The sequence below is a fragment of the Pseudomonas sp. 3-2 genome, from assembly GCF_019710535.1.
Lineage (GTDB): Bacteria > Pseudomonadota > Gammaproteobacteria > Pseudomonadales > Pseudomonadaceae > Aquipseudomonas > Aquipseudomonas pharyngis.
On the sequence record NZ_CP081200.1, the window covers coordinates 290,982 to 303,146 of the forward strand.

A 12,165-nucleotide genomic window follows, 5' to 3' on the forward strand; every position below is an offset into this window, starting at 1 on the left:
TATGGCACAAAAAAGCGAAGAGGACGACAAGGTTCGTCTCGATAAGTGGCTGTGGGCCGCGCGTTTTTTCAAGACTCGCGCCATGGCCAAAGCCGCCATCGAGAGTGGCAAGGTGCATTGTCGGGGAGAGCGCTGCAAGCCTGGCAAAGAACCACGCATTGGCGATGAATTCGAGATTCGCGCCGGCTTCGACGAAAAGACCGTTGTGGTTCAGGCCCTGTCGATCGTGCGTCGCGGCGCACCTGAGGCGCAGACGCTGTATGCCGAGACCGAGGCCAGCATTGCCAAGCGTGAAGCGGCTGCGGCGATGCGCAAGGCGGGCGCTCTGGGTGTCACCACCGACGGTAAACCGAGCAAGAAGCAGCGTCGGGATCTGTTTAAATTTCGTGGGAACAGTAGCGGCGAATAAAAAACGCAGCCTGCCGGCCTGGGATCAAGACCCGCCGGCGGCTGCGTTTTTTTCAGTAACCGTTGATTACTGCGCGGACACTACACTCATCCGCGAAACCACCGGCAGCTTGCCCAGCAACCGGAAGACCGGTGCCGTGACCTTCAACCAGAAGTTCGCCGCGTGATAAGCAAACGGGGTGTAGTAACCCCAGCCCAGTGCCCACACCGCCAGCAGCATGCCGCCGATGTAATCGTCCTGGCCCCAATGAGCACCGGCGACCAGACGCGGCAACATGAACAGCAGCGCCAGGCCCCAGATCACCAGAAACTGACCAGCCGTACGGCTGAACACGCCCATGAACAGCGCCCAGATCAGCAGCACCGAGGCGTGATCACCGGGGAAGCTCTGGCTCGAGCGATCTTTCAGCTCCCAGGTCTTCTCCAGATGCGGGAAGTAATCGCTGATATGCACGGCACCTTCGAGCACCATCGACGGGCTGCTGTGCTGCCAGCCCATGTGATCGGAGAACTTGGAAAACAGCGCGCGGATCACCACCATCAGCAGCAGGATCGAGAAAAAACCGAAAAAGGCGCGGCGCACGTCAATCGCCCTGAACACCCAGTCGCCCTTGATCAGCAGCGTCAGCAGAATCAGGCCGACGACGATGTCGAACGGTCGCAGACTTGCAATTGCCCAGATGTGGAGCCATATGGGGTTGCTGGCCAGCGGTGCGTTGAGTGAGCGGAACAGCCACTCGTCGAAAATCACACACAGCATCTGACCTGTAGGCCATAACCAGAAAGCCAGTAGTGCTAATGGCACAACGTTGCACAGAACCAGCCGGCCGAGGTTCCACCTTGATTGGAACAAACCCGGATTGTTCATAAAATGCCTCCCGTGGCTGAACATCGGCATCAAAAAGGATGCCAGAAGCGCGGGATTTTCATTCTTTGTAACCATTTTGTCATCACATTCAGATACCCAGACCTATGACCGATTTCCTCGATACCGATTACACCCAACGCTTCATCTTCGATGACAGCGACACGCGCGGCGAACTGGTGTCGCTGGAGCGCAGCTACGCCGAAGTGCTCGCCAAGCACCCGTACCCGGAACCGGTTGCGCAATTGCTGGGCGAACTGATGGCCGCCGCCTCGTTGCTGGTGGGCACCCTGAAATTCGATGGCTTGCTGATTCTTCAGGCCCGTTCCGAAGGCCCGATCCCGCTGTTGATGATCGAGTGCTCCAGCGAGCGGGAAATCCGTGGCCTGGCGCGCTATCACGCCGAGCAGATTCCTGCCGACGCGACCCTCGGCGACCTGATGCCGAACGGTGTCCTGGCCTTGACCGTCGACCCGATCGCTGGCCAGCGTTATCAGGGCATCGTTGATCTCGACGGCGAAACCCTGTCCGACTGCTTCACCAACTATTTCGTCATGTCCCAGCAGGTCGGCACTCGCTTCAAGCTGTGCGCCGACGGCCGTCGTGCCCGTGGTTTGCTGCTGCAGCAACTGCCGGCCGATCGCCTGAAAGACGAAGAAGAACGCGCCGCCAGCTGGCAGCACATCACCGCGCTGGGCAACACCCTGACCGCTGATGAACTGTTGAGCCTGGACAACGAAACGGTTCTGCACCGCCTCTACCATGAAGAGCAGGTTCGTCTGTTCGATGTGCAGAAACTGCGCTTCCACTGCAGTTGCTCCCGCGAGCGTTCGGGTAACGCACTGGTCAGCCTGGGTCTGGAAGATGCGCAGGCACTGGTGGCCGAGCAAGGTGGCCAAGTCGAGATCGATTGCCAGTTCTGCAACCAGCGCTACCTGTTCGACGCGGCAGATATCGCTCAATTGTTCGCTGGCGCGGGCGTCGAGACGCCGTCAGATACCCGGCACTAAAACGGTTCAGCGCAGGTAAATTCACTGCTCAACGACGGAATTACGCCGTTACGACGGGAGGGCCCTACTCTTTTTGGGCTTTTCTGGCATAATCCGGCCCACTTTTTTCGCGGTAGTAGTGCACGACTTTCTACTACAAAACGTTTGGAGCACACTCGGCCACTGGCCGACGGGGAACCTCATGACGCAAGCCAATAACGCCGTGTACACCGATCTGAGTGTTGATGATCTGGTAAAAGAAGCCCTGAACCGCGGTGAAGGCGAGCTTGCCGATACCGGCGCTCTGGTTGTTCGCACCGGTCACCGCACCGGCCGTTCGCCAGTCGACCGTTTCATCGTTGAAGAGCCTTCCACCCAGGCTGCCATTGCCTGGGGCCCGATCAACCGCAAGTTCCCGGCCGACAAGTTCGACGCGCTGTGGGCTCGTGTTGAAGCATTCAACAACGCGCAAGAGCATTTCGTTTCCCACGTGCATGTAGGCGCGGCCGAAGATCACTACCTGGCCGTGAAGATGACCACCCAGACTGCCTGGCAGAACCTGTTCGGTCGTTGCCTGTTCATCAACCCGGCCCAGTACAACCCGGCCGGCCGCGAAGAGTGGCAAGTGCTGAACGTCGCCAACTTCGAGTGCGTGCCAGAGCGTGACGGCACCAACTCCGACGGTTGCGTGATCATCAACTTCGCCCAGAAGAAAGTGCTGATCGCCGGCATGCGTTACGCCGGTGAAATGAAGAAAGCCATGTTCTCCGTGCAGAACTTCCTGCTGCCGGCCGCCGACGTGCTGCCAATGCACTGCGCTGCCAACATCGGCGAAGACGGCGACGTGACCCTGTTCTTCGGTCTGTCGGGCACCGGCAAGACCACCCTGTCCGCCGACGAAAGCCGTTACCTGATCGGTGACGACGAACACGGCTGGGGCGAAGGCGTTGTCTTCAACATCGAAGGCGGCTGCTACGCCAAGTGCATCGACTTGTCCGAGAAGAACGAGCCGGTCATCTGGAAAGCCATCAAGCACGGCGCGGTGTTGGAAAACGTCGTGATCGACGACGCCAAGCACGCCGACTACGCCGATGTCAGCCTGACCCAGAACAGCCGCGCGGCCTACCCGCTGGAGCACGTTGCCAAGCGTTCCGAGAAGAACCTGGGCGGCGAGCCAAACGCTGTGATCTTCCTGACCTGCGACCTGACCGGCGTCCTGCCGCCAGTGTCGATCCTCAACGAAGAACAAGCGGCGTACCACTTCCTGTCCGGCTACACCGCACTGGTGGGTTCGACCGAAATGGGTTCGGGCAGCGGCATCAAGTCGACCTTCTCCACCTGCTTCGGCGCACCGTTCTTCCCGCGTCCGGCTGGCGAATACGCTGAACTGCTGATCAAGCGCATCCGCGGCTTCGGCTCCAAGGTCTACCTGGTCAACACCGGCTGGACCGGCGGCGGCTACGGCGTCGGCAAACGCTTCAACATCCCGACCACCCGTGCGGTGATCGCAGCGATCCAGAGCGGCGCGCTGATCGGTGCAGCCACCGAGCACCTGGACACCATCAACCTGGACGTGCCACTGGCCGTACCGGGCGTCGAAACCAACCTGCTCAACCCGCGCAACACCTGGGCTGACAAGGCTGCGTATGACGAAGCTGCAAAAGCACTGGCCGGTCTGTTCATCGAGAACTTCAAGAAGTTCGAAGTGAGCGACGCGATCAAGGCTGCCGGGCCTAAGTTGTAAGACTGGGTTTGTAGCGAATGAAAAAGCCGCCTCTTGAGGGCGGCTTTTTTGTGGGTGATGGGTTGGACTTCATTGTCAGATCAACTGCCATTATTCCCGCAGAATCCGCGTTAAACAGCCAGAATAATGCTACTTAAGGAGGCGCGAACTCCTAGCGTTTTCTCCCCAGCCATCATGGCCATTGCCGTCTGGTATGCAGCACTCGTAGCATTTCCACAACATCAACTTTGACTGTGTAGATGATGACGTAGTTTGGAGTGACGACGATTTCGCGGGTACCTCCCGCGATACCTTTTCGGTACAGGGCTGGGTGGTGCCGAGCGCTTTCTCCTTTCAGTTCGAAGGCCTCATCAAGTTCAATCGCTGCAGCGGGATTTTCCTGGCCGATACGCTCCATGATGTTGTCTCGGTCATCCAGCGCCTCTTGGCGCCAGACCAACCTCATCAACGTACTCGCTGACGCAGGGCATCCCGCTTGGCGGCAAATATCCTGCGAGCGTCTTCATCGCTGACGCTGGGTCTTGGGTCATCAATACTGATTTGTACCTGTTGCTTGACCCATTCCTCATACGCAGCTGCTTCATGAGCTTGTTTCATCGCTTCGGCGCGATCAGGGCGGGCATAGGTTTTTATCTGAAGAGGGTCATAACTGGAGGCGTCCACATCGAAGTGATTGATGCCCACCCCTTGCAGGTAGGTCACCAGTGTTTCGAACCGCTTGAACAGCCGCACCTGACCACTGCGCTGTGCGGTCAGTGAATATTCTTTGCTTCCTTGCTGAATCTGAATCGACCAGCCACCCGGTTTGGCGACGATATGTGCGCTACTGATCGAGCCGTTCTCAAACAGCCGCGTGAGAGTGCTGTGATCAATGGTTTCAGTGGTCATGAAGGCAAGCCCTTGGTTGAACAATGGCTCCCATCGTACGCAATCAATAATAGTTTGCAAAATCCTGATCCTTAAGTTTCGCGCCGGAGATGTCAGCGTCAGTGTTCGAGATAGGGGCAGGCAGTTCTAGCTGTGAACACGCCTGCCGAGGAGTTCGTCAGGCCGGCGCTTTCCAGTTGAGCATTCGCTGCTGGGCGACCTGGAGCAGGTCATAGCCGTCTTTGGTGAGAAGGTAGAGCGCGTGGGTGATGTGCGGGATGTCTTCAACGTCGGCGTGTTTGAAGCAGAGGCAGTAGAGGGTTTGCAGCAGGTCGCTTGATGCGCGCAAGCGCTGGACGGCGCATTCGAGGATGTCTTGCGGGTTGGCTTCGGTGTCGATGACCAGGGGCTTGGTGTCGGTGAGGTTGGAGTCGAGTGGGCGGTAGCGATTGGAGTGGAGCTCGTTCCATGATTTCATTTTTTAGATCCTCAATTGCTTCGAATGAAGCCACCACATCGTGACCAAGCGACTGGAGGCGACTGTGTTCGGGTTGGTCAACCGGTGAGGATCATGCACATACCCGGCACGCTCGGAAGCGTCCCAAACACAGCCACCATAACGCTACTGGCAATTGAGTGCCGGCAGCATACAGCGGACGCGAATGCATGTTCCATTCGGGTGACCAAGCCCGAGTCGCTGAATTGGCAGCGACAGTCACAACTATAGGTTTCGGCCCACTGGCGCCGATAGAAGACAAGGCGCCGCTGCGTGTAGGAACGGGATGTAGATTCGGGCAGTCCGTTCCTACAGATCAATCACGGTTTTCAACGAATAGCCCGATACCCCTCAACATCCAGCACACTCGTCGTCAGCCCGGTCGCCGGGGTGTAGATCGCGCCTTTCACCGTCGAGAACGGCACGCCTTTGCTGCCCAGCGATACGTAGCGTTCGCCTTGATCCAGTTCGGTGAACCAGGTGTAGGAACACTTTTCCATCGCCTTGTATTTCACCGCCGCGTTGACGATGGCGGCGGTGTGGTTGCGAAGGTCGGTGTCGGTGAGGTTGAGGTTCTTGTCGAGGACGGTGCCCCAGCGTTTCAGGCAGACCTCGGCAAAGTGACGGACGATGAGGCCGGGTTCGGCCAGCACTTTTGGACCACTGTTGCCGTCGGCGGAGGCGTTGCCGACCAGGGTGGCGTGACGGCCGGGCATGGGGAAGATGCTGGTCTTGGTGCCGGTCGCGGTTTGCGGAATGACGCAGCTGAAACCCTTGGAGCGTTCATCCCGCGCATAGAAACCCACATATTCTTTTACGTTGCTGTTGAGCTTTACCCGGTGTTCCTGAAAGTTACCGATGCCCGGCACCGGGTCGATGGCAAAGATATTCACTGGAATGTTTTTCAGTGCACTGTCGTTAAACATGGCATTGGCCAGCATATGACAACTGATACCGCCGCGGCTCCAGCCCACCAGATTGACTTTTGTTGGAATAACACCGTCCTTGCGAAAGGTTTTGATAATTTGCTCCTGTAACTTCTGTTGCGTGACGCTGCGATCACCATAGTTATATTTACGCCACAGCCAGGAACCTTCGACTTTTACATCTTCAATCGGAATGCCGGCGGCTTTGAGGCGGTTGTATTCCGCTTCGGTCAATTGCTCGCGCTGCCAGTCACATTGGCCTTTGATGATGTTCATCGCGTGCTGGACGTTTTCCTCCCAGCCCTTGCCGAACAGGGTTCCGCTGAGGCCGTAGTCCTTTGATTGGGTAAACAGCTCATCGGCTTGCAGGTTGCTGGTGCCGGGGCCGTCGACCACGATCCAGTCGGCGAACTCGCGCCCGGTGTGGTGAGCGGCAAGTGTGGAGACCAATTCCCCATTCCAATAGTTAACGTGTGCATTATCAAACTTTGTCGAACCTGTACCGCAGAAGAAAATAGTCAGAGTTGTCATGTTATTGCTCTTGGTTGATGTAAGAGCAGACAGACTAGTTCCGGTTTTTGTTGTAATGGAAGCGATGGGTTGTTGCGAACTTTGTAAGTGTGGCTGGCAGTGTTATTTATTTATTTGTTGTCTGGCAACTTCCAGCAAGTCACAACCGTCTTGGGTCAATAAATAAAGCGCATTGACGATGTTGGGAATATCTTTCACATCGGCCTGTTTGAAACACAAGCAGTAAAGAGTTTCCAGCAGATCGCTGGCGGCGCGCAGGCGTTGGTCGGCGGCATTGAGCAGGTCGCCCGGTTTTGCTTCGGTGTCGATAACCAATACCGGTTTTTCAATGTCGCAAGTCTTGAGAGGGCGAAAACGGGGATTCAGCGGTTTGTACATATTCATGATCAAGGTGTGTCCCTTACGAAGTCGCTTCGGTGAGCCGACACAGAGTTTCCAGTCGCGCCAGCCACTATAGAAGGGGGCTGACCGCAGGGACAAGACGGCCGCAATGGACAGATTTCGTAAGGGTTTTTTCCACGATATGGGCATTTGCCCTACATGTTTTTTCGGTTTTTCAAAGCCAAACCCTTATTGGCGAATTTTCCGACGTGATTATCAGGCGTTTCAAAGTAAACCTCTGTATGGTGCGCGCCAGAATCCGTAGGGCGTTTCCAAACGTCCGACACAGACTTAAAGGGAATTAGGTATGCAGTGGCTACGAATGGCCTCGATCGTTTTGCTGTGGGTGAGTGGCTGTCGTTTGGCGTTGGCCTCCGACACGGGCAACGGGTTGGTGCTTGCCAACCTGGAGCGCACCGGTTGGCCCGACGCGCTCGCCACTCAGGCTGACATCGACACAGCGGCCCGCGCTGAGGTGCTGGTTTTCGGCAAGGCTCTGCTGGCGAGCGAAGCCCTGGACGAACCGGGACTCACGCAACGACTGGGCGTGCAGCAAATACAGCTCAAGTCGATCAGACAAGTACGCGACGGTCTGTGGGATCGCTTGCTCAACACCTACCGCAATGCCAGCACTCACTGCGACGAGAAAGCATTTTGCCCCCGGGTGCGCAGCGTTGCCGACTTGCGTCAACTGGCGGCAGCCTTCACCGGCGATATCAGCCCGGCTCATGCACGATGGGCGAGCCAGAGCCTCGATGTGCATGAACGGGTCCTGGATGAGCAATTGCGGGTAGCCGTATTGCGGCCCTGACACAGCGCTTGTGGGGGTTAAGTCGAGGGCGCTGCGGTGACGGTCACGGCGCTGGCCAGGATCGGCGGAAAGTCTTCGGGAGAGGGTGTGCAGCCTCCCAGCAGCAGGGATGCAAAGATAAGGGCGAGGGGCAGTTTCAAGTTGTTCGACATGTTCACTCCTTGGTAAAAATCCATGCGCATGGGCCGTCCTGGCTCAAGGCGTGACGGACATTACCCTCGGATCGCTTCACCCGGCGATGAACAAAGTGTTTCATTTGTTTGATCCCTTGACCGTGCCGTCGACGCTGTATCATCCCGTATCGATTTGACCCCCGACCTATTCTCGACGCGCTGAGATCGCCCGCTAGGCTGTTGGCATCACAGCGGTCAACGGAGTGACAGCGAATGCACAACACCCTGGAACAGGTTTTCGGTTATCCACAGTTTCGACCCGGGCAGGAGGACGCGATCAGCGCTGTTCTCGCCGGGCGCTCGGCAGCCGCGATATTTCCCACCGGCTCCGGCAAATCCCTTTGTTACCAGGTCCCGGCACTCTTGCTGCCGCACCTGACGCTGGTGGTCTCACCGTTGCTGGCGCTGATGCAGGATCAGCTCGAGTTTTTGCGCCGGCACGGGATATCCGCAGGCAGCATCGATTCGGCGCAGAGCCGCGAAGACGCCAACGATGTGATGGCCCGCGCCCGTTCGGGCGAACTGAAGATCCTGATGATTTCCGTGGAGCGTTTGAAGAACGAGCGCTTTCGCAACTTTTTGCAGCAGGTGCCGATCTCGCTGCTGGTGGTGGATGAGGCGCACTGCATCTCCGAGTGGGGCCACAACTTTCGCCCCGACTACCTCAAGCTGCCGGACTACCAGCGCCAGTTCAACATCCCGCAAACCCTGCTGCTGACCGCCACCGCAACGCCAAAGGTCATCGACGACATGCAGGCGAAATTCGCCATCGCGGCAGACGATGTGGTGACCACCGGTTTCTATCGGCCCAACCTCAGTCTGCTGGTCGAGCCGGTGCGTGGGCAGGACAAGCGCCGGCGTCTGGTGGAGTGGATGAACGAGCGCGCAGGTCAGCCGAGCATCGTCTACGTGACCCTGCAGAAAACCGCCGAGCAGATTGCTGAACATCTGGAGCGCAATGGCATTCAGGCCGAGGCTTATCACGCCGGTTTGCCCCATGAGCAACGGGACGCGATCCAGAAGCGCTTCATGGGCGGGCAGTCCGATTGCATCGTCGCCACCATCGCCTTCGGCATGGGCATCGACAAGAGCGACATCCGCAACGTGGTGCATTTCGACCTGCCCAAATCCATCGAAAACTACAGCCAGGAAATCGGTCGCGCCGGGCGTGACGGGCAGCCGTCCGACTGCCTGGTGTTGGCCAACCGCGACAGCCTCAACGTGCTGGAAAACTTCGTGTATGGCGACACTCCGGAACAGGAGGGCATTCGTCATGTGCTGGACGAGCTGCAGGCCGCCGCGCCGGTAGGCCAATGGGAGTTTCTGCTCGGGCCGCTGGCGGATCAGAGCAACATTCGCGCGTTGCCTTTGAAGACGTTGTTGGTGCAGTTGGAGCTGCGAGGACTGATTGCCCCGCGCTACGCGTACTACGCCGAGTACCGTTTCAAATACCTGCTGGAGCCCGAGGCGTTGCTTGAGCGTTTTGAGGGTGAACGCAGGGATTTCGTCGCCGCGATCATCCAGACCTCAAGCCGCGCGCGTACCTGGGCCACGGTGAATTTCCAGGCGATGTACGAGCAGTATTCCGCCGAGCGTAACCGCGTGGTGAAAGCGCTGGATTATTTCCAGGAAAAGGGCTGGGTCGAGCTTGAGAGCAAGCAGATGACCGAGGTCTACAACGTTCTGCGCGGCGATTTCGACAGCCAGACCCTGAGCGCTGAACTGCATGACTATTTCACCCGCCATGAGCAAACCGAAGTGGCGCGGATTCACGCCATGCTCGAGCTGTTCGCCACCGAGCGATGCCTCGGATATCGGCTGGCGGAATATTTTGGCGATCACAATGCGCCGCAGCAGTGCGGACATTGCTCGGTGTGTCACGGGCACATCGCCCGGCTCCCGGCGCCTCCGGAATTGCCGGCGCTTGTGGATAAAAGTTTTGCGGCGTTGTGTGGGGAATTTATCCACAGGCATCAACAACTGACCGGCAGTGCTCCGTCGGCCGAGCGGCTGACCCGGTTTCTCTGCGGAATCAGTGTGCCGCTGTTTACCAAACTCAAGGCGCGGGCCATTTCCGGGTTTGCAGCGCTGGAGGAATATCCCTACGCCGAGGTTCGGGCCTGGACTCAGACGCATCTTTGAGATTCCGAATCCATCTGCTGAATGTCGATCATCACGGCAATGAACTTCAAAAATGCCCGGTGGCTGACTATGGTGATGGCTGTCTTCGGATCGCCAACAAGAGAACAACATGAGCCAGACATCCTTCGCTATTCAGCAGGCCGCCGTGATCGGCGCCGGCACCATGGGCCGCGGCATTGTCATGTGCCTGGCCAACGCCGGCGTGTCAGTGCAGTGGGTCGATAACAATCCACAGATGCTTGAGCAGGCGCTGTCCACCGTGGCCGAGACCTACGCGCACAACGTGCGACAGGGGCGGATCGATCAGGCCGAAGCCGATGCGCGGATTGCCCGTGTCAGCGCGGCGGCGGACTATGTGGCAATCCGCAACGTCGACCTGGTGATCGAAGCGGTGTACGAGAACCTCGAGCTCAAGCAGAAGATCTTCCGTGAACTCGATGGCGTGTTGAAACCCGAGGCGCTGCTGGCGAGCAATACTTCGGCGCTGGATATCGACGCCATTGCCGCCGCGACACGGCGACCGGCTCAAGTGCTGGGCCTGCATTTCTTCAGCCCGGCGCACATCATGAAGTTGCTGGAAATAGTCCGTGGCGCACAAACTTCTCCGGCTGTGCTTGAAGCCGCTCTGGAGCTGGGCAAGCGCATGGGCAAGGTCAGTGTGGTGTCGGGCAACTGCCACGGTTTTATCGGCAACCGCATGCTGCATCCGTATGTGCTCGAAGCGCGCAAGATGTTGCTTGAAGGGGCGTACCCACACCAGGTCGATGCGGCGTTGCAGAGCTTCGGTTTTGCCATGGGGCCGTTTCGCATGTACGACGTGGTCGGCATCGATCTCGAGTGGCGTGCCCGCGAACTGGCGGGCAAGGGGCAGGATGCACCGGAGGTTCAAGTGGATAACCGTCTGTGCGAGTTGGGCCGGTTCGGTCAGAAGTCCGGCAACGGTTATTACCACTACGAACCGGGCAGTCGACAGGCCGAGCATGATCCCGAGGTCGATGCGCTGGTGTTGAACGTCAGCGAAGGGTTGGGGTTTCATCGCCGGGATATTGGCTCGGAGGAGATCCTTGAGCGGTGCCTGCTGGCGTTGGTCAACGAGGGCGCGAAGATCCTGCAGGAAGGGATTGCCGAGTCGGCGTATGACATCGATCAGGTTTATCTGAATGGCTACGGCTTCCCGGCAGAGAGAGGCGGGCCGATGGCCTGGGCGGATGACCAGGGGCTGGCCGACATTCACAAGCGATTGCTGGCGCTGGAGACCCGGCAGGGCGATCACTGGCGGCCGGCGCCATTGATTGGCGAGCTGGCGGCGCGCGGCAAGGGTTTTTATCTTTAGACTGAGCAGGTCACTTCAGGAATCGACACTGATGTCCAACCCGATGCCGCAACGCAGCGATTACCCGCACTTCCAGCCGATCACCACGCGCTGGCACGACAACGACGCCTACGGTCACGTCAACAACGTCACCTATTACAGCTTCTTCGACACCGCGGTGAACACGTACCTCATCCAGGTCGGAGGGCTGGATATCCATGACGGCGAGGTGGTGGGGTTTGTGGTCAGTTCGTCTTGCGACTATTTCGCGTCGATCGCTTTTCCGGATCGAATCGAGATCGGCTTGCGGGTAGGCAAGCTGGGTAATAGTTCGGTGCAATACGAGCTGGCGGTGTTCAAGGCCGAAGAAGACGAGGCCTGTGCCGCCGGGCGCTTCGTGCATGTGTTTGTCGACCGGGCGTCCAATCAGCCGGTATCGATTCCAACCCGATTGCGCGAAGCGCTGGAACGCCTGGCGATGTGACAGGCAAAAAAAATCGCAGCCCGGGGGAGCTGCGAT

At 58.3% G+C, this 12,165-nt stretch carries 14 protein-coding genes; 7 read left to right on the top strand and 7 right to left on the bottom strand.

The window, feature by feature from the left end:
• Nucleotide 1 precedes the first annotated feature (1 nt).
• Nucleotides 2-409, top strand: coding sequence for an RNA-binding S4 domain-containing protein (locus K3819_RS01275; protein ID WP_221398492.1), 408 nt, complete (start codon nucleotides 2-4; stop codon nucleotides 407-409).
• Nucleotides 410-475: 66 nt separating this feature from the next.
• On the opposite strand, the gene K3819_RS01280 is transcribed toward K3819_RS01275, so the two are convergent.
• Complete coding sequence (locus K3819_RS01280) at nucleotides 476-1,276, bottom strand: phosphatase PAP2 family protein (RefSeq protein WP_064592738.1); 801 nt, start codon at nucleotides 1,274-1,276, stop codon at nucleotides 476-478.
• A 104-nt stretch (nucleotides 1,277-1,380) separates the two neighbouring features.
• Between K3819_RS01280 and hslO the strand changes: the two genes are divergently transcribed.
• Together hslO and K3819_RS01290 are read left to right on the top strand one after the other, a co-directional pair.
• Nucleotides 1,381-2,283, top strand: a complete 903-nt coding sequence (gene hslO / locus K3819_RS01285) for an Hsp33 family molecular chaperone HslO (RefSeq protein WP_011331968.1) — start codon at nucleotides 1,381-1,383, stop codon at nucleotides 2,281-2,283.
• A gap of 181 nt (nucleotides 2,284-2,464) precedes the next feature.
• Nucleotides 2,465-4,006 carry a phosphoenolpyruvate carboxykinase gene (locus tag K3819_RS01290; protein ID WP_064382748.1) on the top strand — a complete coding sequence of 514 codons (1,542 nt, stop codon included), beginning with the start codon at nucleotides 2,465-2,467 and terminating at the stop codon, nucleotides 4,004-4,006.
• Nucleotides 4,007-4,178: 172 nt separating this feature from the next.
• On the opposite strand, the gene K3819_RS01295 is transcribed toward K3819_RS01290, so the two are convergent.
• The 5 genes from K3819_RS01295 to K3819_RS01315 form a co-directional block, all read right to left on the bottom strand.
• Nucleotides 4,179-4,451, bottom strand: coding sequence for a type II toxin-antitoxin system RelE/ParE family toxin (locus tag K3819_RS01295; RefSeq protein WP_007952681.1), 273 nt, complete (start codon nucleotides 4,449-4,451; stop codon nucleotides 4,179-4,181).
• Nucleotides 4,451-4,894 carry a hypothetical protein gene (locus tag K3819_RS01300; RefSeq protein WP_085611243.1) on the bottom strand — a complete coding sequence of 148 codons (444 nt, stop codon included), beginning with the start codon at nucleotides 4,892-4,894 and terminating at the stop codon, nucleotides 4,451-4,453. Before K3819_RS01300 ends, K3819_RS01295 begins: the two co-directional genes overlap by 1 nt.
• Nucleotides 4,895-5,051: 157 nt before the next feature.
• Nucleotides 5,052-5,351, bottom strand: coding sequence for a hypothetical protein (locus K3819_RS01305; RefSeq protein WP_039764593.1), 300 nt, complete (start codon nucleotides 5,349-5,351; stop codon nucleotides 5,052-5,054).
• A gap of 347 nt (nucleotides 5,352-5,698) precedes the next feature.
• A complete protein-coding gene (locus K3819_RS01310) occupies nucleotides 5,699-6,826 on the bottom strand; it encodes a hypothetical protein (RefSeq protein ID WP_085611197.1) in 1,128 nt (375 codons plus the stop codon).
• A 102-nt stretch (nucleotides 6,827-6,928) separates the two neighbouring features.
• Entirely contained in the window at nucleotides 6,929-7,210 is a 282-nt protein-coding gene (locus K3819_RS01315) for a hypothetical protein (RefSeq protein ID WP_085611196.1), read from the bottom strand.
• A 304-nt stretch (nucleotides 7,211-7,514) separates the two neighbouring features.
• On the opposite strand from K3819_RS01315, the gene K3819_RS01320 reads away from it, so the two are divergent.
• A complete protein-coding gene (locus tag K3819_RS01320; RefSeq protein ID WP_221398493.1) occupies nucleotides 7,515-8,018 on the top strand; it encodes a polysaccharide deacetylase in 504 nt (167 codons plus the stop codon).
• A 17-nt stretch (nucleotides 8,019-8,035) separates the two neighbouring features.
• Here the strand turns inward: K3819_RS01320 and K3819_RS29335 are convergent, their stop codons facing one another.
• Nucleotides 8,036-8,170 (bottom strand): hypothetical protein, encoded by a 135-nt coding sequence (locus tag K3819_RS29335; RefSeq protein ID WP_256575320.1) that lies wholly within the window; start codon nucleotides 8,168-8,170, stop codon nucleotides 8,036-8,038.
• A 234-nt stretch (nucleotides 8,171-8,404) separates the two neighbouring features.
• On the opposite strand from K3819_RS29335, the gene K3819_RS01325 reads away from it, so the two are divergent.
• From K3819_RS01325 to K3819_RS01335, 3 genes are all read left to right on the top strand, one after another.
• Nucleotides 8,405-10,333, top strand: coding sequence for an ATP-dependent DNA helicase RecQ (locus tag K3819_RS01325; protein WP_221398494.1), 1,929 nt, complete (start codon nucleotides 8,405-8,407; stop codon nucleotides 10,331-10,333).
• Between the two features lie 109 nt (nucleotides 10,334-10,442).
• Entirely contained in the window at nucleotides 10,443-11,666 is a 1,224-nt protein-coding gene (locus K3819_RS01330; protein ID WP_064592753.1) for a 3-hydroxyacyl-CoA dehydrogenase, read from the top strand.
• Nucleotides 11,667-11,697: 31 nt separating this feature from the next.
• Nucleotides 11,698-12,129: a thioesterase family protein gene (locus tag K3819_RS01335; protein WP_039764604.1), complete on the top strand. Its 432-nt coding sequence runs from the start codon at nucleotides 11,698-11,700 to the stop codon at nucleotides 12,127-12,129.
• The last annotated feature ends 36 nt before the right edge of the window (nucleotides 12,130-12,165 follow it).

What these genes read in the sequence shown, in the direction of transcription:
- K3819_RS01275 (WP_221398492.1), top strand. Translation starts at nt 2, where the DNA reads ATGGCACAAAAAAGCGAAGAGGACGACAAGGTTCGTCTCGATAAGTGG.
- K3819_RS01280 (WP_064592738.1), bottom strand. Translation starts at nt 1,276, where the DNA reads ATGAACAATCCGGGTTTGTTCCAATCAAGGTGGAACCTCGGCCGGCTG.
- hslO (WP_011331968.1), top strand. Translation starts at nt 1,381, where the DNA reads ATGACCGATTTCCTCGATACCGATTACACCCAACGCTTCATCTTCGAT.
- K3819_RS01290 (WP_064382748.1), top strand. Translation starts at nt 2,465, where the DNA reads ATGACGCAAGCCAATAACGCCGTGTACACCGATCTGAGTGTTGATGAT.
- K3819_RS01295 (WP_007952681.1), bottom strand. Translation starts at nt 4,451, where the DNA reads ATGAGGTTGGTCTGGCGCCAAGAGGCGCTGGATGACCGAGACAACATC.
- K3819_RS01300 (WP_085611243.1), bottom strand. Translation starts at nt 4,894, where the DNA reads ATGACCACTGAAACCATTGATCACAGCACTCTCACGCGGCTGTTTGAG.
- K3819_RS01305 (WP_039764593.1), bottom strand. Translation starts at nt 5,351, where the DNA reads ATGAAATCATGGAACGAGCTCCACTCCAATCGCTACCGCCCACTCGAC.
- K3819_RS01310 (WP_085611197.1), bottom strand. Translation starts at nt 6,826, where the DNA reads ATGACAACTCTGACTATTTTCTTCTGCGGTACAGGTTCGACAAAGTTT.
- K3819_RS01315 (WP_085611196.1), bottom strand. Translation starts at nt 7,210, where the DNA reads ATGAATATGTACAAACCGCTGAATCCCCGTTTTCGCCCTCTCAAGACT.
- K3819_RS01320 (WP_221398493.1), top strand. Translation starts at nt 7,515, where the DNA reads ATGCAGTGGCTACGAATGGCCTCGATCGTTTTGCTGTGGGTGAGTGGC.
- K3819_RS29335 (WP_256575320.1), bottom strand. Translation starts at nt 8,170, where the DNA reads ATGTCGAACAACTTGAAACTGCCCCTCGCCCTTATCTTTGCATCCCTG.
- K3819_RS01325 (WP_221398494.1), top strand. Translation starts at nt 8,405, where the DNA reads ATGCACAACACCCTGGAACAGGTTTTCGGTTATCCACAGTTTCGACCC.
- K3819_RS01330 (WP_064592753.1), top strand. Translation starts at nt 10,443, where the DNA reads ATGAGCCAGACATCCTTCGCTATTCAGCAGGCCGCCGTGATCGGCGCC.
- K3819_RS01335 (WP_039764604.1), top strand. Translation starts at nt 11,698, where the DNA reads ATGTCCAACCCGATGCCGCAACGCAGCGATTACCCGCACTTCCAGCCG.